This window comes from Ferruginibacter lapsinanis (assembly GCF_020783315.1).
Taxonomy (GTDB): domain Bacteria; phylum Bacteroidota; class Bacteroidia; order Chitinophagales; family Chitinophagaceae; genus Ferruginibacter; species Ferruginibacter lapsinanis.
The window spans coordinates 3,308,097-3,329,028 of sequence record NZ_CP086063.1 but is presented as its reverse complement, the minus strand read 5'-3'; the positions used below and the strand labels follow the sequence as shown (position 1 = coordinate 3,329,028).

Annotated in this window: 23 protein-coding genes; 7 read left to right on the top strand and 16 right to left on the bottom strand. The window is 38.6% G+C overall.

Annotated elements, in window-relative coordinates; genetic code table 11:
* Window positions 1-53: 53 nt before the first annotated feature.
* Window positions 54-1,481, top strand: coding sequence for an indoleamine 2,3-dioxygenase (locus tag LK994_RS13935; RefSeq protein ID WP_229760708.1), 1,428 nt, complete (start codon window positions 54-56; stop codon window positions 1,479-1,481).
* On the opposite strand, the gene LK994_RS13930 is transcribed toward LK994_RS13935, so the two are convergent.
* Both LK994_RS13930 and LK994_RS13925 read right to left on the bottom strand, forming a co-directional pair.
* On the bottom strand, window positions 1,478-1,972 hold the full coding sequence (locus tag LK994_RS13930) for an asparaginase domain-containing protein (RefSeq protein WP_229760707.1): 495 nt from the start codon (window positions 1,970-1,972) through the stop codon (window positions 1,478-1,480). The genes LK994_RS13935 and LK994_RS13930 overlap by 4 nt on opposite strands.
* A 33-nt stretch (window positions 1,973-2,005) precedes the next feature.
* Window positions 2,006-2,404: a winged helix-turn-helix transcriptional regulator gene (locus LK994_RS13925; protein ID WP_229760706.1), complete on the bottom strand. Its 399-nt coding sequence runs from the start codon at window positions 2,402-2,404 to the stop codon at window positions 2,006-2,008.
* 105 nt (window positions 2,405-2,509) lie between these two features.
* Between LK994_RS13925 and LK994_RS13920 the strand changes: the two genes are divergently transcribed.
* A complete protein-coding gene (locus tag LK994_RS13920; RefSeq protein WP_229760705.1) occupies window positions 2,510-2,914 on the top strand; it encodes a DoxX family protein in 405 nt (134 codons plus the stop codon).
* A 1-nt stretch (window position 2,915) separates the two neighbouring features.
* Window positions 2,916-3,935 carry an LLM class flavin-dependent oxidoreductase gene (locus LK994_RS13915; RefSeq protein WP_229760704.1) on the top strand — a complete coding sequence of 340 codons (1,020 nt, stop codon included), beginning with the start codon at window positions 2,916-2,918 and terminating at the stop codon, window positions 3,933-3,935.
* 90 nt (window positions 3,936-4,025) lie between these two features.
* Here LK994_RS13915 and LK994_RS13910 read toward each other — a convergent pair whose 3' ends face one another.
* Complete coding sequence (locus tag LK994_RS13910) at window positions 4,026-4,298, bottom strand: DUF4242 domain-containing protein (RefSeq protein ID WP_229760703.1); 273 nt, start codon at window positions 4,296-4,298, stop codon at window positions 4,026-4,028.
* Between the two features lie 880 nt (window positions 4,299-5,178).
* On the opposite strand from LK994_RS13910, the gene LK994_RS13905 reads away from it, so the two are divergent.
* On the top strand, window positions 5,179-5,379 hold the full coding sequence (locus LK994_RS13905; RefSeq protein ID WP_229760702.1) for a DUF5678 domain-containing protein: 201 nt from the start codon (window positions 5,179-5,181) through the stop codon (window positions 5,377-5,379).
* The gene (locus LK994_RS13900) at window positions 5,379-5,834 is read left to right on the top strand and encodes a hypothetical protein (RefSeq protein ID WP_229760701.1); all 456 of its coding nucleotides are present in this window, start codon (window positions 5,379-5,381) and stop codon (window positions 5,832-5,834) included. Before LK994_RS13905 ends, LK994_RS13900 begins: the two co-directional genes overlap by 1 nt.
* On the opposite strand, the gene LK994_RS13895 is transcribed toward LK994_RS13900, so the two are convergent.
* The 5 genes from LK994_RS13895 to LK994_RS13875 form a co-directional block, all read right to left on the bottom strand.
* Window positions 5,835-6,044 (bottom strand): helix-turn-helix domain-containing protein, encoded by a 210-nt coding sequence (locus LK994_RS13895; protein WP_229760700.1) that lies wholly within the window; start codon window positions 6,042-6,044, stop codon window positions 5,835-5,837.
* Entirely contained in the window at window positions 6,044-6,967 is a 924-nt protein-coding gene (locus LK994_RS13890; protein WP_229760699.1) for an IS1595 family transposase, read from the bottom strand. Before LK994_RS13890 ends, LK994_RS13895 begins: the two co-directional genes overlap by 1 nt.
* Before the next feature lie 41 nt (window positions 6,968-7,008).
* The gene (locus LK994_RS13885; protein ID WP_229760698.1) at window positions 7,009-7,191 is read right to left on the bottom strand and encodes a hypothetical protein; all 183 of its coding nucleotides are present in this window, start codon (window positions 7,189-7,191) and stop codon (window positions 7,009-7,011) included.
* Between the two features lie 157 nt (window positions 7,192-7,348).
* Complete coding sequence (locus LK994_RS13880; RefSeq protein WP_229760697.1) at window positions 7,349-8,278, bottom strand: P63C domain-containing protein; 930 nt, start codon at window positions 8,276-8,278, stop codon at window positions 7,349-7,351.
* Window positions 8,262-8,654, bottom strand: coding sequence for a transposase (locus LK994_RS13875; protein ID WP_229760696.1), 393 nt, complete (start codon window positions 8,652-8,654; stop codon window positions 8,262-8,264). The genes LK994_RS13880 and LK994_RS13875 overlap by 17 nt, the downstream gene beginning before the upstream one ends.
* 153 nt (window positions 8,655-8,807) lie before the next feature.
* On the opposite strand from LK994_RS13875, the gene LK994_RS14565 reads away from it, so the two are divergent.
* Window positions 8,808-8,936: a hypothetical protein gene (locus LK994_RS14565; RefSeq protein WP_262907834.1), complete on the top strand. Its 129-nt coding sequence runs from the start codon at window positions 8,808-8,810 to the stop codon at window positions 8,934-8,936.
* A gap of 1,336 nt (window positions 8,937-10,272) precedes the next feature.
* On the opposite strand, the gene LK994_RS13870 is transcribed toward LK994_RS14565, so the two are convergent.
* The 5 genes from LK994_RS13870 to LK994_RS13850 form a co-directional block, all read right to left on the bottom strand.
* Window positions 10,273-11,703 (bottom strand): TolC family protein, encoded by a 1,431-nt coding sequence (locus tag LK994_RS13870; RefSeq protein WP_229760695.1) that lies wholly within the window; start codon window positions 11,701-11,703, stop codon window positions 10,273-10,275.
* Entirely contained in the window at window positions 11,687-14,863 is a 3,177-nt protein-coding gene (locus tag LK994_RS13865) for an efflux RND transporter permease subunit (protein WP_229760694.1), read from the bottom strand. The genes LK994_RS13870 and LK994_RS13865 overlap by 17 nt, the downstream gene beginning before the upstream one ends.
* Window positions 14,864-14,894: 31 nt before the next feature.
* Window positions 14,895-15,974 carry an efflux RND transporter periplasmic adaptor subunit gene (locus tag LK994_RS13860; RefSeq protein WP_229760693.1) on the bottom strand — a complete coding sequence of 360 codons (1,080 nt, stop codon included), beginning with the start codon at window positions 15,972-15,974 and terminating at the stop codon, window positions 14,895-14,897.
* 158 nt (window positions 15,975-16,132) lie between these two features.
* Window positions 16,133-16,495 (bottom strand): hypothetical protein, encoded by a 363-nt coding sequence (locus LK994_RS13855; protein ID WP_229760692.1) that lies wholly within the window; start codon window positions 16,493-16,495, stop codon window positions 16,133-16,135.
* A 118-nt stretch (window positions 16,496-16,613) separates the two neighbouring features.
* Entirely contained in the window at window positions 16,614-16,940 is a 327-nt protein-coding gene (locus tag LK994_RS13850; RefSeq protein ID WP_229760691.1) for a DMT family transporter, read from the bottom strand.
* 109 nt (window positions 16,941-17,049) lie between these two features.
* Here LK994_RS13850 and LK994_RS13845 point away from each other — a divergent pair, with 109 nt between their 5' ends.
* Window positions 17,050-17,757 (top strand): HD domain-containing protein, encoded by a 708-nt coding sequence (locus LK994_RS13845; RefSeq protein WP_229760690.1) that lies wholly within the window; start codon window positions 17,050-17,052, stop codon window positions 17,755-17,757.
* A gap of 554 nt (window positions 17,758-18,311) precedes the next feature.
* Here the strand turns inward: LK994_RS13845 and LK994_RS13840 are convergent.
* From LK994_RS13840 to LK994_RS13830, 3 genes are all read right to left on the bottom strand, one after another.
* A complete protein-coding gene (locus tag LK994_RS13840) occupies window positions 18,312-18,707 on the bottom strand; it encodes an OsmC family protein (RefSeq protein WP_229760689.1) in 396 nt (131 codons plus the stop codon).
* Window positions 18,708-18,711: 4 nt separating this feature from the next.
* A complete protein-coding gene (locus tag LK994_RS13835; protein WP_229760688.1) occupies window positions 18,712-19,593 on the bottom strand; it encodes a pirin family protein in 882 nt (293 codons plus the stop codon).
* Window positions 19,594-19,703: 110 nt separating this feature from the next.
* Window positions 19,704-20,450, bottom strand: coding sequence for a COG4705 family protein (locus tag LK994_RS13830; protein WP_229760687.1), 747 nt, complete (start codon window positions 20,448-20,450; stop codon window positions 19,704-19,706).
* Between the last annotated feature and the right edge of the window lie 482 nt (window positions 20,451-20,932).

The window sequence follows — 20,932 nt, the reverse complement described above, 5'->3', positions numbered from 1 at the left end:
ATTGTTCGGGAAAGAGTTTTTTCATAGCTTCATATGGCAAAATAACGATTGCTATGCCACTATTATCTAATTACAGTGATGGCTTTTTCAATGTAGGTGCCGATTGTGGTTTTCTGCCTTTGAAAGCTCCCCTTGAAACTTTGCCTGAAAGATATCAAGCTTTACAAGTTATTTTAGATGCAATGCCGGTTGTAATAGAAGGGAATAAAAACGGGTTATTACATACTCCCGATGCTATTGTAGCTCCTGTTTTAGCACTGCCTAATTTCATCGATATTGTAAGTGCAGAAACAGATGTATTTGTTATACAGGCATTGTTCAGGTCTTATGGTTTTTTGACTTCGGCCTATTTACTTGAACCATCCTTTCAGCAATTCAGAAAAGATGGCAGCTACGGAAAAGCGAGGAATTTTTTGCCAGCCAATATAGCCCAGCCTTTTTGTAAGGTTGCTGAAAAATTGCAGGTGTTCCCCTGGCTTGATTACCACTATGCTTACTCGTTAGGTAATTACAGAAAACTTAATGCTGATGGTGACCTGAACTGGGAGAACGTTACGATGTGCAATCGTTTTTCGGGGCAACCGGATGAGGTGGGTTTTATTATGCTGCATGTAGATATCAATCGTTTTTCTGCAGGCCTGGTAGGAACTGTAATGCAAACCATACAACAGTTGCAACAAACCGATGCCACTGTATCTTCTTTATTAGCGAAGAATTGGCAAACGATGAAACAGATGAATCTAAGGCGGAAGGAAATGTGGAAGGCATCGAGATGGCAGCATTACAATGATTTCAGGATTTTTATTATGGGGGTGAAAGGTAATGAGGCTTTATTTGGAGAAGGTGTTACGTATGAAAAAGTGTGGGATGAACCAAAAGCTTTCAGAGGGCAAACGGGGGCACAGGATGATATCATTCCGATGCAGGATATTTTTTCGGGAGTGATATTTTATTATCCTGAAAACGAGCTGACTAAATATTTGCTGGATCTGCGATTGTATCGACCCAAATGTATTCAGTCATTTTTTATTGACCTGGAAGGATCGGTGAAAGCGTTGCACCCTAAAGGATTGATGGGTAAGTTGGTGGATAATAAAGATATAACAGGACTTTGCTACCTGCTGGGGATACTCGAAGAAATTTATCATTTCAGAAACGGGCACTGGCAGTTTGTGCAAAAATATATTATGGCGAATACCAAATATGCTACTGCGACCGGAGGAACACCTATTACATCCTGGATACCCAACCAGATACTGTCTGTCATCAGCCAAATGGAAGATGTAATAAAGGCCTTGCATACATTACCTGTTGCTGAAGATGAGCAGGCGTTAATTCTGTTTAGAAAAAATGATGAAACATTGCCTACGAAAAAAGGACTGATAGAAGGACAACTGGAATTGGTTCGTAAAAATAATTTTTCTGCTGAAGCTGTATTTGCATTGAATGAAAAATTCGGATACAATGATCAGCACGATTAACTGATAGATTCAAATTCGCCTTTGTCGGTATTCTTTTTGACCTTATCTGCTTCAAATATTTTACCATTCATAGCAATATAAACACCTGCAGGTAATATCTGCACAAATGCCAGGGCGCTGCCTAAATTAAAAAGTCCGTCTGAACTACCGAATTTATAAGGGACCATAGCACCGGTTAAAACGATGGTCTTATTGCGACAATTTTTTGCCAGATAGGATGCAGTGATTGTCATCGTATCGGTACCGTGTGTGATCAGGATCCTTTCTTCTGCGGCAGCCGAACAGGCGTTGGCTATTGATTGTCTGTCTGCGTCATTAAAGTCAAGGCTATCTTTCATCATTAATGTATCGATGGAGAGATCGAGTCTGCATCTGCCGAGTGTAAGCATTTCATGCAAATGTGTTTCTTTAAAAAAAAGACTTCCATTCAATTCGTTGTACTCTTTATCAAAAGTGCCACCGGTGATAAAGACTTTTATTTTTTCTTTCATACAATATATTTTTTGATGAAGCTGATGTTTGTATTATGCCTCTACCATTTCTTTTGCTTTCTTACTTCTACGACTGTTATTCATCATACGCCTTCTGTGCTGCATTCCCCATTCACGCATTTCGCTGATGATCTTATTGAGCGATTGGCTGTATTTTGTTAATTCATATTCAACCGTAACAGGCGAAGTAGCGTATACGGTCCTGGTAACAAATTCATTCATCTCCAATTCTTTTAATTCTTTAGAGAGGATCTTTGGTGTGATGTCCTGTAATTCTCTTTGCAGATCTTTAAAACGGGTAGGGCCTTTTAATAGCGCAATAATAATGGGTAATTTCCATTTGCCACTTAATACATACAAAGTGTCTCTTACCGCCGCAATACTTTGCATGCAGGTTTCCTTTGTGTGCAGATTTTCTTTACAGTTTGTCATGATGAATGCGTTTAATGCTATACAAAAGGATACCGGTATCTAAAAGTATACTGGTATCTTTTAGATAGTGAAGGTAAATAACTTTGTGTTTTAAAACAAAATAATATGACACAAAAAACAAGAAACATTATTGGTTGGGTGCTTACCGGTTTATTAGCATTTGTATTTTTAAGCAGCGCAACGATGAAATTGATAGGTGGTGAAGAAGCGGTAAAAGGAGCTGCTGCTATGGGCTTATCGGCGGCAACTGTAAAATTATTGGGTATGGTGGAGATCATTTCCATTGTACTTTTTATTGTTCCCCGAACCGGCCTGTTAGGAACATTGCTTTTGGCTGCTTATCTTGGTGGAGCTATCGCCACGCATGTTGAGCATCAGCAAGCAGCTATGGTGCCGATCATTCTCCAGGTTGTGCTTTGGATAACGGCGGTGGTACGTTTTAACGAGTTAAGTAAAAGATTGGTGAGTGATCATGTGATCGCCTATGATAACCATCTGATAAAAAAATAATATGGAAATAGGAATAGATAGTTTTGCGGCAAAGTTCAGTAACCAAAATGGAAGTGCAACGGATAATAAAGCTGCAATGTCCGAATTACTGGAACGAATAGAACAGGCAGATACTGTTGGGTTGGATGTATTTGGTATAGGGGAGCATCATCGTAAAGATTTTTTGGATTCGGCACCTGCTTTGATCCTTTCGGCAGCCGCCGCCAGAACAAAGCGCATACGACTTACAAGTGCTGTTACTGTGTTAAGTGCTGCTGATCCTGTAAGGGTATTTCAAAATTTTGCTACACTGGATCTTATCTCAGGAGGTCGTGCAGAAATGGTTGTTGGCCGTGGATCTTTTACGGATGCGTTTCCTTTGTTTGGATTGAACCTGAGGGATTATGATGCGTTGTTTGCAGAGAAGCTGGAGTTGTTGCTGAAGATACGTGCCGAAGAATTTGTGACATGGTCGGGTAAATTCAGACCTGCTTTAAACAACCAGCCTGTTTACCCAAGACCATTGCAGGATGAACTGCCTATTTGGTTGGGAGTGGGCGGAACACCTGAATCGTTTATACGTGCAGGTATGCTTGGACTGCCGCTGATAGTTGCTATCATTGGAGGCGAAACGCATCGCTTTAGACCTTTGGTAGATCTGTACAGAGAAGCCGGAAAGCAGGCGGGCCATTCGCCGGAAAAATTAAAAGTGGGATTGCATTCATTGGGATATGTTGCTAACACGACAAAGGAAGCGTTGGACGGTTTTTATCCCGGCTACGCCGAGAGTATGACCAATATCGGGAAAGAACGTGGATGGCCACCTATGACCCGATCAAGATTTGAAGCCCAGATGGGACCGCAGGGAGCATTGCTTGTGGGTGGTGCGGAAGAAGTTGCTGAAAAAATTCTGCGACATGCGGAAGCATTGGGAGGTATAACGAGGCTTAGTTTTCAAATGGATACAGCGGCTTTGCCTCATGCAAAACTGATGGAGTCAATTGAATTGATAGGGAAGAAAATAAAGCCTCTTTTGGATTAATAACTTTGTTAAGCTGAATGTACATTATTGACAGTGATAGCTGTGTTGGTACAAATGCCAACACAGCTATCATAACCCGAAAGCAAGCACCTACTCTGACGTTGTTGGATCGATGATCGCTTTTACTTCATTCACTGCATTTGCGGGGAAGCCGCCTTGTTTGGCATGTTCTCTAACCATTTCTTCATTGGGAGCAATGTACACACAGTAGATCTTGTCGCCGGTAACATAGCTTTGTATCCACTGTATCTGGGGCCCCATGTTACTTAACACTCCACAGGAAGTTTGTGAAATTCCTTTTAATTGTTCTGCGGTTAATTTACCTGCACCGGGGATCTCTCTTTCGATTACATACTTAGGCATGGTGAATATTTTTAGTTTTCCTACTCATATGGCTTTTCGGTTACGCCCCGTTTTTTTATGTGGTAGCTTGTTTCCACATTGCGGTTGATTCGCAATATTGAAGATACCTTTTTAGGGAGGTTGTTGCAAGTGTTTTTACAAAAAAATACATTTTGTTTTGTGTGGGGGTGGTGTTTTCTGCTTTGACGATGTTGATTTCTGTGCTGACAAAATCGATTTCTGCACTGACATTGTCGATTTCTTGAGTGGAGTTGTTGATTTCTGTCCTGGAGTTGTCGATTTCTTTACTGACAAAATCGATTTCTTCTCTGACAGAATCGATTTCTGCTCTGACAATGTTGATTTCTTCTCTGACGATATCGATTTCTACTCTGATAGAATCGATTTCTGCTCTGACAATGTTGATTTCTTCTCTGACGATATCGATTTCTTCTCTGACAAAATCGATTTCTACTCTGACAGAATCGATTTCTTCTCTGACGCTATCAATTTCTACTCTGACAAAATCGATTTCTTTTCACGAAGGATCATTAATTTATTGGTAATCAATTGTGATTAATGATTTTACTTTTTTGTCTTGAAAGGTAACTATATACCTGTTAGACCATGAAAATTGTATATAATCACCAAACAGCTACCATATATATTAAATATTTTTTTATTTCGTTATAAGAAATTTTTTCTATAATAGGCTAGGTTTTATGTGTTATTCTACTATATTTGTCAAACCTAAACCTACAATACATTAGATGAACCACCCACTATTAGACCTATCTTATGACGTTTTTAACAATTTTATGCAACAAAATACAATAAACTGGGCTTTAATTTGTTCTGTTAATAATATATAAAACTTTATTTAAAATAAACCCTTTCGGTTATGGTACAAAAACAACAACAAAAATTTGTTTTGACAGTAAGGCCTAAGCATGCTGATTCAAGATGGGTAGCGTTGGATGTGAACGATAAAATTATTTCAGAAGGTAAAAACCCTAAAGATGTTTCTTTTCAGGCTCAAAAGATATGTTCTAAGTTCTTTTTATTTTTTATTCCCGAAAGAGGTCATACTTACGTTTTCTAATGGCAATATTTGAGTATCCTTTTTATGATAAGGGTGTTACTTTATCCCCTCATGTACCTATAATTATTACTAACCCTATCGAAAATATTTCGATAGCAGTTTACGCACTATTAGATACGGGGGCAGATGATAGCGTCTTTACAAATTATATAGCAGACGCTACATGGCATAATTTAAAAGGGGATGGCGTACAAAACTCTATTACACAAGGTGTGGGTGCTGGTCATGTAGAAACATGGAAACATACTTTTACTATTACCCTTTTATCACCTAATAAAAATACCAAGATTTGGCGGAGTGAAAATAGTTTAATAAGCTGTGTAGATCACGACCTAATGCCGCCAATTTTAGGGTTCACGGAGTTTTTGTCAAAATTCAAAATAACTTTTGACTATAATTGCAATAAGATAATAATCGAGATTCCTGATGACCAGCTAATCAATGAACCGTATTAATTATAAAAAATCTTTCACATCCTTATTATAAACGTCTGCAATTTTCTTTAAGTTTAGTATATGTATATCCTTCCTGCCATTCTCAATAAACCATAGGCTTGTAAGATGTAGCCCTGCCAACAAACCCAACTCCCTTAATGAGTGTTTGTTGGCTAACCTTTCTGCTTTGATCTTGCTGCCCATTTCCTTTAAAAATATTCCGTCTTTCATTATTTACCTGTTAGTTGTTTATACTTTAAAGAACCGTTACAATTAGCCAATGCAGCCGCAAATCTTTCATCTTGAAATACACCTCTGTTATTATACCTGAAAGCACTTTCGTTACAATAACGTTGTAAGTGTTTTGGACTAACTGAATGATGTATGCCGTCTATTTGTTTCTTTAAGATGCTCCAATAACCTTCAATGTTGTTTGTATGTACTTTCAAACCCTTTTCATTACGTACATATTCTTTATCCCTGTGGTTAACAGTTTTATGGTTATACTTTTCACCAACTTTTTTATACGCATGGTGTTCGTCTGTTACCATAGTACTATCCTTTGCAACAAAATCTTCTATTGCATTAGTTACATTTTCTAAGTTAGTTTGTGGGATAACTCTTGTTCTCACTTTACCGTCACGTTGTACAGCACCAAATACCATAGTCTTACCGCCTACACCTGCCTTTACTTTTCTTTTGCTTTTATGTTTGTTAGCTTCTTTACCGCCTACATAAGTTTCATCGCACTCAACAATACCTTCTAATAGTTCGGGTGCGTTATCTGTCAGCATTTCACGAATACGGTGGTTTAAATGCCATGCAGTCTTTTGGGTTACTCCCAACCATGATGCTAACTGTAAACTGCTAATCCCTTTACTATGTACCGATAAAATGTAAGTAGCTAAAAACCATTTAGCCAAAGGAATTTTTGTGTTTTCGTAAATTGTTCCCACAGTAACACTAAACTTTTGTCTGCATTGCTTTTCTCTACACTTGAATATTTTACTATTAGGGAAACGATGTACATTTATAGAGCCACAAAAAGGACAGGCGGGTGTACCGTTCCAACGTTGTTCTTCTAAATACTTTCTGCACTTCTCTTCGTTGCTAAACTCTTTCTGGAAATCTAATATGTTTTTGAATGTTTTCATTATTTTGTAGTTTATAACTTTCAACTATTATGATAAAAAAATTATTTCCTCCTATTCGCTACTGGAATAGTAGGGTATTTGTCTGTTTCAATAAATTGTATGCCATCAATAACAAAGCTGCTCATCTTGCCTTCTTTTATCAATTTGTATATATAAGATGCTGTCACACCTTCTCTATCAGCGTAGTTTTTAATGTTCATTAAATGTTTAATCTCAACTTTCATATAACAAAGATAGTATTTTAGTTTGTAATTGCAAACTAACAACTAATTATTTTAAAAATAATTTTGTACCTTTAATAAAATGAAGCGGGGTGAGTCTGCTAAACTCGATTACAGTTGACTAATGAGATCAATTTTCACCCCCGCTCATTCGGCTTCTTTATTCTTCTTCGAATCCTAATTCTTGTATCTGACTTCCGTCCTTACCGAATTTTGGTAATGCTTTATTAACCATTCTTTCCCATGCATTCCAATTGTATCCCGCTGCTTTTGCGAAAGCGGTTAATATCATTAAATGATCTTTAAGCTTTGGATGTCCGTATTTTTCGTCAATATATTGGGTATACTTCCCCTTCCTTTTCCCCGTTACTTCATCTTTAGGACTTACTCGCCTTAATTCTTCTAAGACTTTAGGCCCAATTCTCTCATAAACATAATTATTAAGTAAATGACCAAAGTACTGCGGTTTTTTACCTTTGTTAGCCAAAGACCAATTTAATCCTCTCATTTTAAATAAGGCTTCAAAAAAATCATCAGGGTATGTTGGCATATACACACCACGTTGTTCTTTTATAAACCTTGATAAAAACTCTTGTAATGCGTTTTTATCTCTTTCTTCCTGATAACCTGTCACTTCATCTACCAACCCAATAATACCAACTTTTGCTAATGCCCTTAAAACAGTTTCAGCAGCAAATACATTTGGCATCTGCTTGGTTGTTAGTACTGGTGTTCCATTGGATTTTATTGCATTTCTTGCATCAACATATACTTCGCATATTAACGGCAAAATTGTTGCGTCATATCCGTCCGTTCGTTTACCTTTTAAATCTTCATATTCCACAACTTTGATCAGTTCATATAACTCATTAGATATGAATGGTTTAAGGTTCTTTGCATCTATCAAACCAGGCAGTTTTGGAACATCTTGATCAGCTAATGATCTTGAGCCACGCATTGGTCTTCCAAATGCTTCAAAAATTGCAGACTGAGTAATAATTCGTTTGCGATTTGAAAGAACAGCGACCTTTAAGTTAGCCGTTCCAATTGTTATTTCTCCTTCGTGTGTTGCTTTAATAATATTGCTCATATATTTCTTTTTTTATTTTATTTATAATGTCAGGTCTATTACGACGGGCTATCGAGATTCGCACTAACATAAAATGTGCGGTGTCTTTTGTTACTCCAATTTGCTTAGCTAGTTTACGGCAAGTAAGATGATCATTTGAAACAGCAAAAAACCATTTTTGCAAATCAACCTTTGTTTTATGAAAAAGTGTTAATACAGTTACGCTGAATGGCGATTTACACGCCTTGCACCTATACCTATTTTCTGTTTGGATAGTATTATATTTTCTATATCCACAAAAGGGGCAAATAGGTGAACCATCCCAAAAAATGCCTTCCAAATACAGGATGCATTCTTTTTGATTTTTGAAACGTTTATATATCGGTGTTAAACTCATCTTAATATTATAGATGCAAAGTAATGAAGCCAAGAATCCAATATCTATGACAAGCTAAGATTATGTATCCATTAAGTATGACATTTTTTAAAATTCCATTCCATTAAGTATGACGCTATTAAAATGAAGTAAATATTTGTACCTTTATTATCTATGGCAAAAGCAGTAAAAAAAGATATCGACAAAACACCTAAAGAGGCATCTGCCTTATTCCATAACATAATGGCTGCATCTGTAAAGGGTAATCCTAAGCCTGTAAAGAAAGCTGCTAAAAAGAAATGACACCCGAGGAAAAACATGATATGAAGTTAATAGCAATTTTAGTAGCTGTTATAGCTTTAATATGTATAATTGCTATAATTAGAGCAATAGCACATTGGGGTATGTGCTAATTTTTTACCCTCATGGTCTAACAGATATATAGTTACCTCTTGAAACAAAAAAGTAACAAAAAAATTCAAGGCAGAAACGATTACAGCCCGTTTCTGCCGTATAGCTATGTGCATCTGTTGTACTACTGTGAATTCAGCATTGGTAATTCTATTCTTAGGGGCGGAGAGTTTATGTTTTTTGGATTGCTTGTTATGAATGATGATTTTGCTTTTTTGTCTTGAAACAGTACTTCGACAAGCTCAGTAGTAACAAAAAAATTCAAGGCAGAAACGATTACAGCCCGTTTCTGCCGTATAGCTATGTGCATCTTTTGTACTACTGTGAATTCAGCATTGGTAATTCTATTCTTAAGGGCGGAGGGTTTATGTTTTTTGGATTGCTTGTTATGAATGATGGTTTTACTTTTTTGTCTTGAAACAATACTTCGACAAGCTCAGTAGTAACAAAAAAATTCAAGAACGAAAGAAATACAGCCTCTTTCGTTCAAGTAGCTATGTGCATCTGCTGTACTTCCCGAGACTACGCTCGGGATTTGCAAACTGTGGCTTCGGCATTGGTAATTCTATTCTTAGGGGCGGAGGGTTTATGTTTTTTGGATTGCTTGTTATGAATGATGATTTTACTTTTTTGTCTTGAAACAAAAAAGTAACAAAAAAATTCAAGGCAGAAACGATTACAGCCCGTTTCTGCCGTATAGCTATGTGCATCTTTTGTACTACTGTGGCTTCGGCATTGGTAATTCTATTCTTAGGGGCGGAGGGTTTATGTTTTTTGGATTGCTTGTTATGATTGATGATTTTACTTTTTTGTCTTGAAACAAAAAAGTAACAAAAAAATTCAAGGCAGAAACGATTACAGCCCGTTTCTGCCGTATAGCTATGTGCATCTTTTGTACTACTGTGGCTTCGGCATTGGTAATTCTATTCTTAGGGGCGAAGGGTTTATGTTTTTTGGATAGGGTGTGGAAGGGGCTTCGCCATAGTTGGTCGCCTGACCAACTATGGTAATATTTTTACAGTAGTGCAAAATTTTATTACAGCAGTGGAATTACGGATGATTTTGGATTTCTAACTCATTATAATGGTTGATTATATTGAGTGTTATGGGTTGTATTGAAAGTTGTTGGTCAGGCGACCAACAACGGCGGAGTAGTATTAATGTTTGTTACATAACACAATCCCATACGCCAGGGCGTATGGGATTGTGTTATTAGTATGCTGTGCGATCATTGCCAGCCGCCGCCTAAGGAGCGGTAGAGGTTGGTAACGGCGTTGAACTGATGGAGCTTGGTTTCTATCAATTCTAATTTTGATTCTACTGCATCTCTTTGTGTCATCAATACTTCAAAGTAGTTGGCTCTTGCTGATTTGAAGAGGTCGTTGGAGATGTCGATGGATGCAGTGAGTGCATTTACTTCTTTTGATTTCAACTGATAGGTCTTCTCCAGGTTGCTTAGGTTTGATAATTCAGTTGATACTTCGATGCAGGCATTTAAAATTGTTTTTTCATAATTGTAGAGTGCCTGTGTTTGTCTTGCATTGGCATTGTCAAATTCTGCTTTGATGGCATTTTTGTTGATGAGCGGACCGGCTACATCACCGGCCAACGATGCCAACAGCGACTCAGGGAATTTTACCAGGTACGATGGCTTGAATGCATTGAAACCGATGGAAGAGGAGATGCCGAATGATGGATAAAATTCTGCACGGGCAACTTTTACATCGAGTTTTGCTGCAGCCAGATCGAGCTCGGCCTGTTTGATATCGGGCCGCTGTTGTAACAACTGCGAAGGGATACCGGTTTGTACCTGCTGCGGCACTGCATTGAAAAATGCTGTAGTATTACGAACTACCGGTTGGGGATACCTGCCCAATAAAAAATTGATCTCATTCTCTGTCTCTTTTATTTTTTGCTGAATATCAAATTCTCTGCTTTGGGAATTGAGTACTTCGGCTTCGAATTTTTTGACCGCTAATGAGGTCTCTCTTCCTGCATCTTTTTGCACCTTCACTACTTCCAATGCATTTTGTTGCAGTGTGATGGTTTGCTTTACGATCTCCAACTGATTATCCAACGCCAGCAATTCATAATAATCATTGGCTATCTCTGCAATGAGATTTGTTATCAAAAAGTTTTTGCCTTCTACAGTAGAGAGATAGCGGGTAACGGCCGCCTTTTTTTCAGTGCGGAGCTTTTTCCAGATATCTATCTCCCAGGTGGCGTATGCGCCTACTTTGTAATCGGGCAGCCAGTCGGGAACTTCCGTGCCGGGCTTGATCTCTGTAGATGCATCGCCTGCACCCTGGCTGGTGTAGCGACCTACTTTTTCAACACCAATACCACCACCACCTATCACGCTTGGTAATAGCTGTCCTTTTTTTACCCGTATATCATTCCGGGCAATTTCTATTTCCTGTAAGGTGATCAATAGCTCTTTGTTGTTTTTAAGTGCTGTGTCGATCAGAGTCTCCAGGTCTTTATCGGCAAAAAATGTACGCCACTGAATGGCTGCAGAATTTGCCGTGTCGGTGGAATTGCCGTAAGATAATGGGACTGTTGGCTTTGCTTTGTTCTCAACAATTGCCGGTACTTTGCAGCCTATCTGCACCAGGCAGATAACGGCAATGCATGTGTATATTTTAGATAGGTTCAACATTGTTATCAATTTCTTCTGTTAAAGGATTTTCGTATTCATCTTCTACCATCGGGTTCTTTTCTGATATTAAGGCGAAGATGTAGTATAAGCCGGGTATGAGCAGTACGCCAAATACAGTACCCAGCAGCATACCGCCTGCTGCGGCAGAACCGATGGTTCTGTTTCCTACGGCACCGGGTCCTGTTGCTTTTACCAATGGTATCAGGCCGGCGATGAATGCGAAAGATGTCATTAAGATGGGGCGGAACCTTACTGCTGCACCTTCGATAGCTGCCTGCAATACGGTGCTGCCTGAACGATGTTTCTGTACTGCAAATTCAACGATCAATACCGCATTCTTACCGAGCAGACCAATGAGCATTACCATTGCTACCTGTGCATAGATATTATTTTCGAGTCCTAATATTTTTAATAACAGGAAGGCGCCGAAGATACCGGCTGGTAAAGAAAGAATAACCGGTAACGGCAATACAAAACTTTCGTACTGTGCTGCCAATAGCAAATAAACAAACACCAAACAGATCAAGAATATATATATGGCTTGATTGCCCTGTGCTACTTCATCTTTTGAGATACCAGCCCAGTCTATTCCAAATCCTCTTGGTAATGTTTTTTTAGCCACTTCTTCAACGGCTTTGATAGCGGCACCACTACTATAACCGGGAGCTGCTGCACCGCTGATCTCAGAAGAGTTGTACATATTATGCCGTGTTATCTCTGATAAGCCATATACTTTTTCCATGTGCATGAACGCAGAGAATGGTACCATTTCATCTTTATCATTTTTGACATATAGTTTTAAGATGTCTTCGGGCAATGCTCTGTATTGCGGCAATGCCTGTACCATTACTTTATACTGCCTGTCGTAACGAATGAAATTGGTTTCGTAGTTACTACCTACCAACGTAGATAATGTATTCATCGCATTTTCGATGGTGACTCCTTTTTGTTGGGCTGCATCGTTATCTACCGTTAACATGTATTGCGGAAAGCTGGCACTGTAGAAACTAAATACTGAAGAGAGCTCAGGCCTTTTGTTTAAGGCTCTTACAAAATCATTATTTACTGTTTCCATTTTTTTGTAGTTGCCACTTCCGGCTTTATCCAGTAAACGCAACTCAAACCCGCCGGCGGCACCATAGCCGGGAACAGCAGGAGGAGGAAAGAATTCTACTGTGGCACCTTGTATGTCTTTCGCTTTTTCTTCGAACTCTTTGATGATATCATTTACAGAATGTTTTCTATCACTCCAGTCTTTAAGGTTTACCAGGCAGGTACCAGAGTTTGCCCCGGTACCTTCAGATAAAATTTCGAAACCTGCCAGGGAGGAAACTGATTTTACATCTTCCATGCCCTGGGCAATTCTTTGTAATTGTCCTACCACTTCATTGGTACGCTCTAATGTGGCACCGGGAGGGGTTTGCACAATGGCGTAAAACATACCCTGGTCTTCGTTAGGAATAAAGCCAGATGGTAACTGAGTATTTAAGAACCAGATGCCGGCACAAAAACCGAACAATGCCAACAGGGAGATGATCCTTTTATTGACAATGAACCCGAGAATGCTTTTGTATTTACCCAGTGTTCTTTCGAACCAATTATTAAATCCATCTAAGAGTTTTCTTAAAGGAGTTTGTTTTCTTTTTGCACCATGTGTATTTTTTAACAGCATGGCACATAGGGCAGGGGTTAACGTTAGTGCCACTAAACCTGACAGACCAATAGATGTAGCCATGGTGATAGAGAACTGTCGGTAGAAGATACCTACCGGCCCAGACATGAATGCCACGGGAATAAATACTGCTGCCATTACCAATGTGATGGCAATAATTGCACCGCTGATCTCATGCATGGCTTCTTCGGTTGCGTAGGCCGGACTTAAATTCTTTTCTTCCATTTTAGCATGTACTGCTTCCACAACGACGATGGCATTATCTACCACAATACCAATGGCCAATACCAATGCAAATAAGGTGATAAGATTGAGTGTGATGCCGAAGAACTGCATGAAGATAAATGTGCCTATCAATGAAACCGGAACAGCAATGGCGGGGATTAAAGTAGAGCGCCAATCTCCGAGGAATAAAAACACTACTATACCTACGAGTATAAATGCTTCTACCAAGGTGTGTAATACTTTTTCAATAGAGGCATCGAGGAAAGTAGAAACATCATAGCTGATCTCATAATTCATTCCTTTGGGGAATGAAGTGTTCTTGATCTCTTCCATTTTAGCTTTGATATTTTTTATTACCTCGCTGGCATTACTTCCATAGGATTGCTTGATCATGATAGCGGCAGAAGGTTTGCCGTTGAGACCGGAATAGATATCATAATAGCTGCTGCCAAACTCCACTTCGGCCACATCTTTCACACGCAGTATCTCTCCATCGGGACTAGACCGGAGAATAATATTTTCATATCCTTCTTTGGTTGTAAAACGGCCGGGGTATTTTAATACATATTCAAAAGCCTGTGATCTTCTTCCTGAGCTTTCGCCTGTTTTGCCGGGTGAAGCTTCTAAGCTTTGTTCATCTAATGCTTTCAATACATCATCTGCAGAAATTTTATAGGCAGTCATGCGATCGGGCTTTAGCCAGATACGCATGGCATATTCTCTGTTGCCCAGGATATCGGCCACACCCACACCATTCACACTCTTGATCTCTGACAGTAAATTGATGTCGGCGAAATTGAACAGGAACTTTTCATCCAGTGCCGTATCAGTACTGTAGAGGTTCACATACATCAACATGTTAGATTCCTCACGGGTAATTTTTACTCCTTCACGAACAACGATGGGTGGTAATTTGTTGATCACAGAAGCCACACGGTTCTGAATATTTACGGATGCGATGTTGGGATCGACACCGGAATTAAATACCACCTGTATAGACGCTTCGCCATCATTACCAGCATCGGAGGCAATGTATTTGATACCGGGAACACCATTGATAGCTCTTTCCAATGGAATTACCACAGCTTTGATCATCAGCTCGCCATTGGCTCCGGGATATTCAGCAGCGATGTTTACCTTAGGCGGGGAAATAGAAGGGAACTGTGTTACGGGCAATTGTATCAATGCCACCACACCCAGTATGGTGATCATCAGCGATATTACAATTGACAGTACAGGCCTGTGTATGAATTTATTGAACATAGTATTTTATTTGCAGTAATCCTGAATTGTATTATTTGATTAATTGAAGATTGGAGATCACTTTATCGGGTGTGATGAATTGATAGTTGATCTTATCATCTTCTTTTACATTTTGCACGCCTTCCAATAATATCTTATCGTTTTCTGTAATACCGGAATCTACCACGTAGAGATCAGGCATCTTGTTTCTGATGGTAAGTTTTTTTGCTTTCACCACATTGTTTTGATCTACCACATACACATAAATATTATCCTGCATTTCGTAAGTGGCTTTTTGTGGAATGATCAATGCATTATTGATAGGGATCGTCATTTGTACCTTTCCGGTCTCTCCGTGTTTCAACAACATATCCGGGTTGGGGAATTTTGCCCTGAAAGCAATATTTCCGGTGGCATTATCAAATTCACTTTCGATGGTTTCTACCTCTCCTTTGTATTTATGCATTTCGTTATTTGCCAGCAGCAGGCTTACCACGGGTTTATCTCCTGCGTTGTTATGAGTTTTGAAATTCAGGTATTCACTTTCTGATACATTGAAGTATGCATATACAGATTTGTTGTCGGATAGTGTGGTCAGTAATCCACCTTCATCTATCAGGCTGCCGAGTTTAAAACGTATCCTGTCAATCACTCCATCAAACGGTGCTTTGATCTCGGTAAGCGAAAGATGTACCTGTGCCAACGACATCTCAGCTTTTGCCTCATCTAGTTTTGCCTGTGCAATAGACAGTTCTGTTTTTGAAACAATATTTTTATCTGCCAGCATTTTGGTATTCAGCATTTCTAATTCGGCTGCTTTTGCTTCTGCCTGTGCTTTTAAAAACTCAGCTTCATACATTTTAGGCATAATGCGGAAAAGCACCTGTCCGGCTTTTACATACTGCCCTTCATCTACATAAATATTTTCCAGGTATCCTTTTTCCTGTGCCCTTACTTCAATGTTGCGGACGGATTGTATTTGTGCGATATAGTCTTTTGTGAAAGACGTATCAGCTTTCAGGGCACTGGTAACAGTGTACTTAACTGCTTCTTCTTTTTCTGTTGTTTTTGTTTTGCAGCCAGTACTGTAAATGAGTGTACATAAGCTGATAAGCCATACGATTCTGTTCATGGTGATATACGTGAGTTATTGTTTAATAGAACATACACGGGCTGTAAGTAATTTCTATACAGACGCCGTTCGGTTGATGAACCGATTGTAAAAAGATCAATGTGTTGTTGAGGAAATATGCATCAGCAGCAGTTGAGTAACGGATGCATGGAATATAATCAGATCCTGATCACTCTTAAAAAGAGGTATCTGTCGGAAGGAGTGTAAATATATTGTTTGTTACTCCATTGTTTGTTGTTGAGAGCATTGGAAAGATAACTTAGTACAATTGCCTTATTGTACATAGAGGTAAAGCTGATCGTTTTTTTTCTGATGGATCCTGATTCGTCCTCGTCGTTCTCATCATTATTTTCTGCATACGTGAGTTCAACAGCAGTGTGCAGATGACTACCGAAACATAATATATTATTATGCTGAGCAGGAGAGTGTTTAGAATGATGTTGTTGTGCCGGAGGAATGGCATACCCATAGCCTGTTAGCAGCATACATAATAAGAACAGGTATGTCAGTCTTAATTTCATTCGGGTGACAAAATTAACGTTGAAAGGGTTTAAAAATTAAACACTGCTGTTTTTAGTATATCGTTAACAAAGGGAAATGTGGAAAATATGATGATAACCAGGTGTGTTTATGTGGCAATTAGTGTGATACAGATTTTAGTCCGATGACAGAACCGATAAGGGTAATGATGAAGAAAATGCGCCAGAAATTTGTTGGGTCTTTGAATACAAAGATTCCCATCAACGCTGTGCCCACTGCGCCAATTCCAGTCCATACGGCATAGGCGGTTCCGATCGGTAAACTTTGCGTTGCTTTAACCAGCAGCAGCATACTGATGGTGAGAGCAATTAAAAAACCGCCATACCACCAATACACATCACTCCCTGTTGCTTCTTTAGCTTTACCCAAACAGGAAGCAAATGCTACCTCAAATAACCCTGCGATGATGAGTATGATCCAGTTCATATTTTATTGTTTATCAGGCAAAGGTCTTAAATAGAATGGAATAAAACTTTATAAATAATGAACCGGAAAAACATTTAGTTTTAACTACTGAAATAATCAATACGTGAACATGAAAAAAGCAGACTTTGATCCGCAACTGTTGGAAAAAAAGGTGAGAGATTCCGGTTGGTGGGTAAAGGCTGAAAATATGGTGGATAGTCATCATAGTAATACCAGCGGGGTAATGCTCTCTCATCATTTGTTGGCAGTTTATGATACTATCGATGCCATCTTTAATAAACATGAAGAAGGTTTTTACGGAAGAATGTTTTCTATCTTACGGCAATTGGATCTTGATAAAGAACAAGTGAGGAACGAGCTGAAGATAGTTGCCTTGCTGCATGATATTGGTAAAACAGAAGAAGATAAAACGGTATTGATCCCACATCCGCTAACGGGCAAGCCTGCACACAAGCGGCATGGCCTGGTAAGCCTGATAGCTGCGATGGAAATATTTGGTGCAGATATTGAACATCTGCCCGATCATAAAAAAAGAATTTACCGTACTATAGAATTGCATGATATGTCGTATGGATTATTTCGTGAGTATTCCCTTAATGGAGATATCCCACAGAAAGAAAGATTGCGTCATATTGATAATAAAATACATCATATGTCGGGAGCAGGTTTGCTCTATCTTTTGCTTTTTAAATTAGCGGATACACATGGGCATGATGATATTGAAGATGTGATCTGGTTTTATACTATTGCAAGAGAACATTTTCTGACCGATTTTGCAATAGACCTGCCGATACCTGAAGAAAGTGATATACGATGAGGATGTACATCTATTTTTGTACAGAGGAAAAAGTGTTTGGGGTTATACAGACGGCGTATCAATGATACACTTTGTCTCCATCAAAAGATGGGAGTGTATCAGTTTGAAAATTATAATAAAAGTGATTTCATTTGCAGATGCTCTTCTGTTACTTTTTTTGCGGAAAAAAAGTAACCAAAAAAGCCGCCCCAAAACGATTACATCCCGTTTTGGGGTTGGTTCCCTGATTAAGCTTTTGTACTACTGTAAACTGAGCATTGGTAATTCTACATTATGTTATATTCTTAAATTGATTTACTATTAAAAGATTACTCTTTTGTTTCAAAATCACTCTTTTTGCTTCAAAATCACTCTTTTTGCTTCAAGATCACTTTGGCTTTTCTTACCTGTTTTTTTGTGATGAAGTGAACGTTCTCATTAAACAATATCCATCCTCCGATAGCGCCAATAAAACTACCAATTGCAATGTCGATAAAACGGGTTGTGAATCATGTATTGGGGCATGGTCTGTTAGAACTTTTAAATGTTAAGCGCTCATGCATATTTAAAATTGCCTACTTAATTGTAGTGTTAATTTCTATCGGGTTGCTTAATATCTTATGCACCGGACAGGCATTGGCCACTGATAAGAGCCTTGCTGTTTGTGCATCATCCAAATTCCCGACGAATGCTATTTTTCTATTGATCACTGTCTTGTTGGTTTCCTGGATATATTCCAGTTCTACCTCAACATTCACTTCTTCTAACGGCCATCCTTTTCTGTCGGCATACATTCTCACTGTTGCACTTGTGCAAGCGGTCAATGCGGATGCTAATAATTCTTTTGGAGAAAATCCGAGGTCTTTTCCTCCGTTGGCTATTGGTTCATCAGCAATCACCACATTGCCTGATGGAGATGTTATTTCAATTTTGTATAACTCTTTTTTTATGTTGGATGATACGCTTGCCATGCTGTTATTTTTTTAATGAGGGGTAGGGTACAAATTCTGTTTCATCACCTTTTATTTTATCAAATTGTTGCGCTGCCCATTTTTGCTTTGCTTCATCGATGAGTTCTTTGTTGGTAGCAACAAAATTCCAATCGATCAATCTTTCTTCCGGAAAAGGTTCGCCACCAAAAATATAAATGGTGCTATTTGCTCCGATGGTAAATTTACAAAGGCTTCCATCTTTTGCTACCAATAATTGTTTTGGTTCGTACACATTGCCATCGCTTTCAATATTTCCTTCGAGAATATACAAACCTGATTCGCCATATAATGCATGGCTTATATCCACCTCTTGTTTTTCTGTGCTTTTTATTTCGATCATAAAGAGTTTGCTATAGACAGGTACGGGAGATCTTTTGCCAAAGGCTTCGCCGGCCACTAATTTAAATTGGAGACTTCCTTCGGTCCAGGCAGGGATCTGTTCTTTATCGATATGAAAAAAAGAGGGATCTATTTGTTCCAGTTCTTTCGGCAGCGCCACCCAGATCTGTAAGCCATGCATGTTCTTATCGGAATGGCGTAAATATTCAGGTGTTCGTTCAGAATGAACAATGCCTTTTCCTGCCGTCATCCAGTTTACAGCTCCGGGTTTTATTTCTACCTCTGTACCCAGTGTATCCCGATGCATGATATTTCCTTCAAATAAAAACGTAAGCGTGGATAACCCAATGTGCGGATGTGGCAGCACATCAAAATTTTCCCGTTCATTCATTTTGACGGGACCCATATGGTCGATATAAATGAATGGACCTACCATTCTTTTTTGCCGGAAGGGGAGTAAACGTCCTACCATGAATTTGCCAATGCTAGTGGCTCTCTCTTCTATAATAAGATTGATGTTTGACATATTGAAAATTGCTAATAAAGATACTATTGTTTTTTTGCAGAAATGATATCCTTGTTTTTTTACATCAGTGTTTTATACTGGTAAGGATACAAGATACAAACCAAGATCACCTATGCCGGGATCGATCTGTTATTTTGTCGATGCGAAATAAAAATGAGCATCATCAAAATTGCGATTGACACTAAAGAAGAGGGTAAAGTTCCGAGGTCTAATCCTCCTTTTGATAATGGCTTTGTAAGGAAGTCGCCAAAAGTTGCACCAAAGGGCCTGGTAAAAATAAATGCTATCCAAAATAAAAGTATGTGATTGATCTTTGTGTAATAATGAAGTAACGCAACTATTGCGATGATGATTCCAGTAATCAATGCGCCGGATAAATAGCTTAACCCCATATTATCACTTAGAAAATCTCCGAATGCTGTTCCTAAACTATTGGAGAAAAGAATGGCTACCCAATAATAAATTTCTTTTGATCTTTCTGCTATAGGATATACACTAAGATCTTTGTAGCGCCTGTTCCATAAGAACAAAGAAAAGAGTAAACAACAGATGAGTATCAAACTGCCGAGGGCATATCCCAGATGCAGAGACCTGTCAATATAGTCGGAGATTTCTGTGCCTAAAGTAGTTGTGCCAACGATCACTGACCAATAAATTACGGGGATATATTTTTTGACAGAGAGTTGTGTAAGGAGAATGATCAAAAAAAATAATAATGTAATTCCTATTCCTATAGTATACCCCAGATCAAGGGTCATAGAAATAAAGTCTCCCAGTGTTTCCCCTAAAGTTGTAGCAACAATCTTCATCACCCAGAATATGAGGGTGACTTTAGCTACTTTATTCAATTTATCCATTCTTTAAACAGGTTGATCTTTTTGAGATAATGTTTTTCATTTAAAACATTTCGGATGTTGTTGTCTTGTGCCGATGGTGGCAAGTATTTTGTCAATTCATGGTCATATTGGTTTAAAATATTTGTTGAAGTTATGAACCAAAGTTGAAACTTGCTTGTCCAGATCGTACTACATCTGTATATATTAACAAAGGTAAGCGGTGAACTTGTAATGAATTTTGCCAATCAATCAACAATTCAGTAATTTTTGGTAGTGCATCAGTTTGAAAATTATAATAAAAGTCATTTCGTTCGCAGATGCTCTTCTGTTACTTTTTTTGCGGAAAAAAAGTAACCAAAAAAGCCGCCCCAAAACGATTACATCCCGTTTTGGGGTTGGTTCCCTGATTAAGCTTTTGTACTACTGTAAACTGAGCATAGGTAATTCTACATTATGTTATATTTTAAAACTGATACACTATTTAAAAGATCGGTATTTTCTGA

Bases quoted from the DNA above. Each gene is read 5' to 3' on its own strand.
- LK994_RS13895 (WP_229760700.1), bottom strand. From the start codon at position 6,044: ATGAAAGACGGAATATTTTTAAAGGAAATGGGCAGCAAGATCAAAGCA.
- LK994_RS13900 (WP_229760701.1), top strand. From the start codon at position 5,379: ATGGCAATATTTGAGTATCCTTTTTATGATAAGGGTGTTACTTTATCC.
- LK994_RS13875 (WP_229760696.1), bottom strand. From the start codon at position 8,654: ATGAGTTTAACACCGATATATAAACGTTTCAAAAATCAAAAAGAATGC.
- LK994_RS13835 (WP_229760688.1), bottom strand. From the start codon at position 19,593: ATGTCAAACATCAATCTTATTATAGAAGAGAGAGCCACTAGCATTGGC.
- LK994_RS13845 (WP_229760690.1), top strand. From the start codon at position 17,050: ATGAAAAAAGCAGACTTTGATCCGCAACTGTTGGAAAAAAAGGTGAGA.
- LK994_RS13885 (WP_229760698.1), bottom strand. From the start codon at position 7,191: ATGAAAGTTGAGATTAAACATTTAATGAACATTAAAAACTACGCTGAT.
- LK994_RS13925 (WP_229760706.1), bottom strand. From the start codon at position 2,404: ATGACAAACTGTAAAGAAAATCTGCACACAAAGGAAACCTGCATGCAA.
- LK994_RS13880 (WP_229760697.1), bottom strand. From the start codon at position 8,278: ATGAGCAATATTATTAAAGCAACACACGAAGGAGAAATAACAATTGGA.
- LK994_RS13905 (WP_229760702.1), top strand. From the start codon at position 5,179: ATGGTACAAAAACAACAACAAAAATTTGTTTTGACAGTAAGGCCTAAG.
- LK994_RS13840 (WP_229760689.1), bottom strand. From the start codon at position 18,707: ATGGCAAGCGTATCATCCAACATAAAAAAAGAGTTATACAAAATTGAA.
- LK994_RS13910 (WP_229760703.1), bottom strand. From the start codon at position 4,298: ATGCCTAAGTATGTAATCGAAAGAGAGATCCCCGGTGCAGGTAAATTA.
- LK994_RS13830 (WP_229760687.1), bottom strand. From the start codon at position 20,450: ATGGATAAATTGAATAAAGTAGCTAAAGTCACCCTCATATTCTGGGTG.
- LK994_RS13855 (WP_229760692.1), bottom strand. From the start codon at position 16,495: ATGAAATTAAGACTGACATACCTGTTCTTATTATGTATGCTGCTAACA.
- LK994_RS13890 (WP_229760699.1), bottom strand. From the start codon at position 6,967: ATGAAAACATTCAAAAACATATTAGATTTCCAGAAAGAGTTTAGCAAC.
- LK994_RS13865 (WP_229760694.1), bottom strand. From the start codon at position 14,863: ATGTTCAATAAATTCATACACAGGCCTGTACTGTCAATTGTAATATCG.
- LK994_RS13930 (WP_229760707.1), bottom strand. From the start codon at position 1,972: ATGAAAGAAAAAATAAAAGTCTTTATCACCGGTGGCACTTTTGATAAA.
- LK994_RS13860 (WP_229760693.1), bottom strand. From the start codon at position 15,974: ATGAACAGAATCGTATGGCTTATCAGCTTATGTACACTCATTTACAGT.
- LK994_RS13850 (WP_229760691.1), bottom strand. From the start codon at position 16,940: ATGAACTGGATCATACTCATCATCGCAGGGTTATTTGAGGTAGCATTT.
- LK994_RS13870 (WP_229760695.1), bottom strand. From the start codon at position 11,703: ATGTTGAACCTATCTAAAATATACACATGCATTGCCGTTATCTGCCTG.
- LK994_RS13920 (WP_229760705.1), top strand. From the start codon at position 2,510: ATGACACAAAAAACAAGAAACATTATTGGTTGGGTGCTTACCGGTTTA.
- LK994_RS13935 (WP_229760708.1), top strand. From the start codon at position 54: ATGCCACTATTATCTAATTACAGTGATGGCTTTTTCAATGTAGGTGCC.
- LK994_RS13915 (WP_229760704.1), top strand. From the start codon at position 2,916: ATGGAAATAGGAATAGATAGTTTTGCGGCAAAGTTCAGTAACCAAAAT.
- LK994_RS14565 (WP_262907834.1), top strand. From the start codon at position 8,808: ATGGCAAAAGCAGTAAAAAAAGATATCGACAAAACACCTAAAGAGGCA.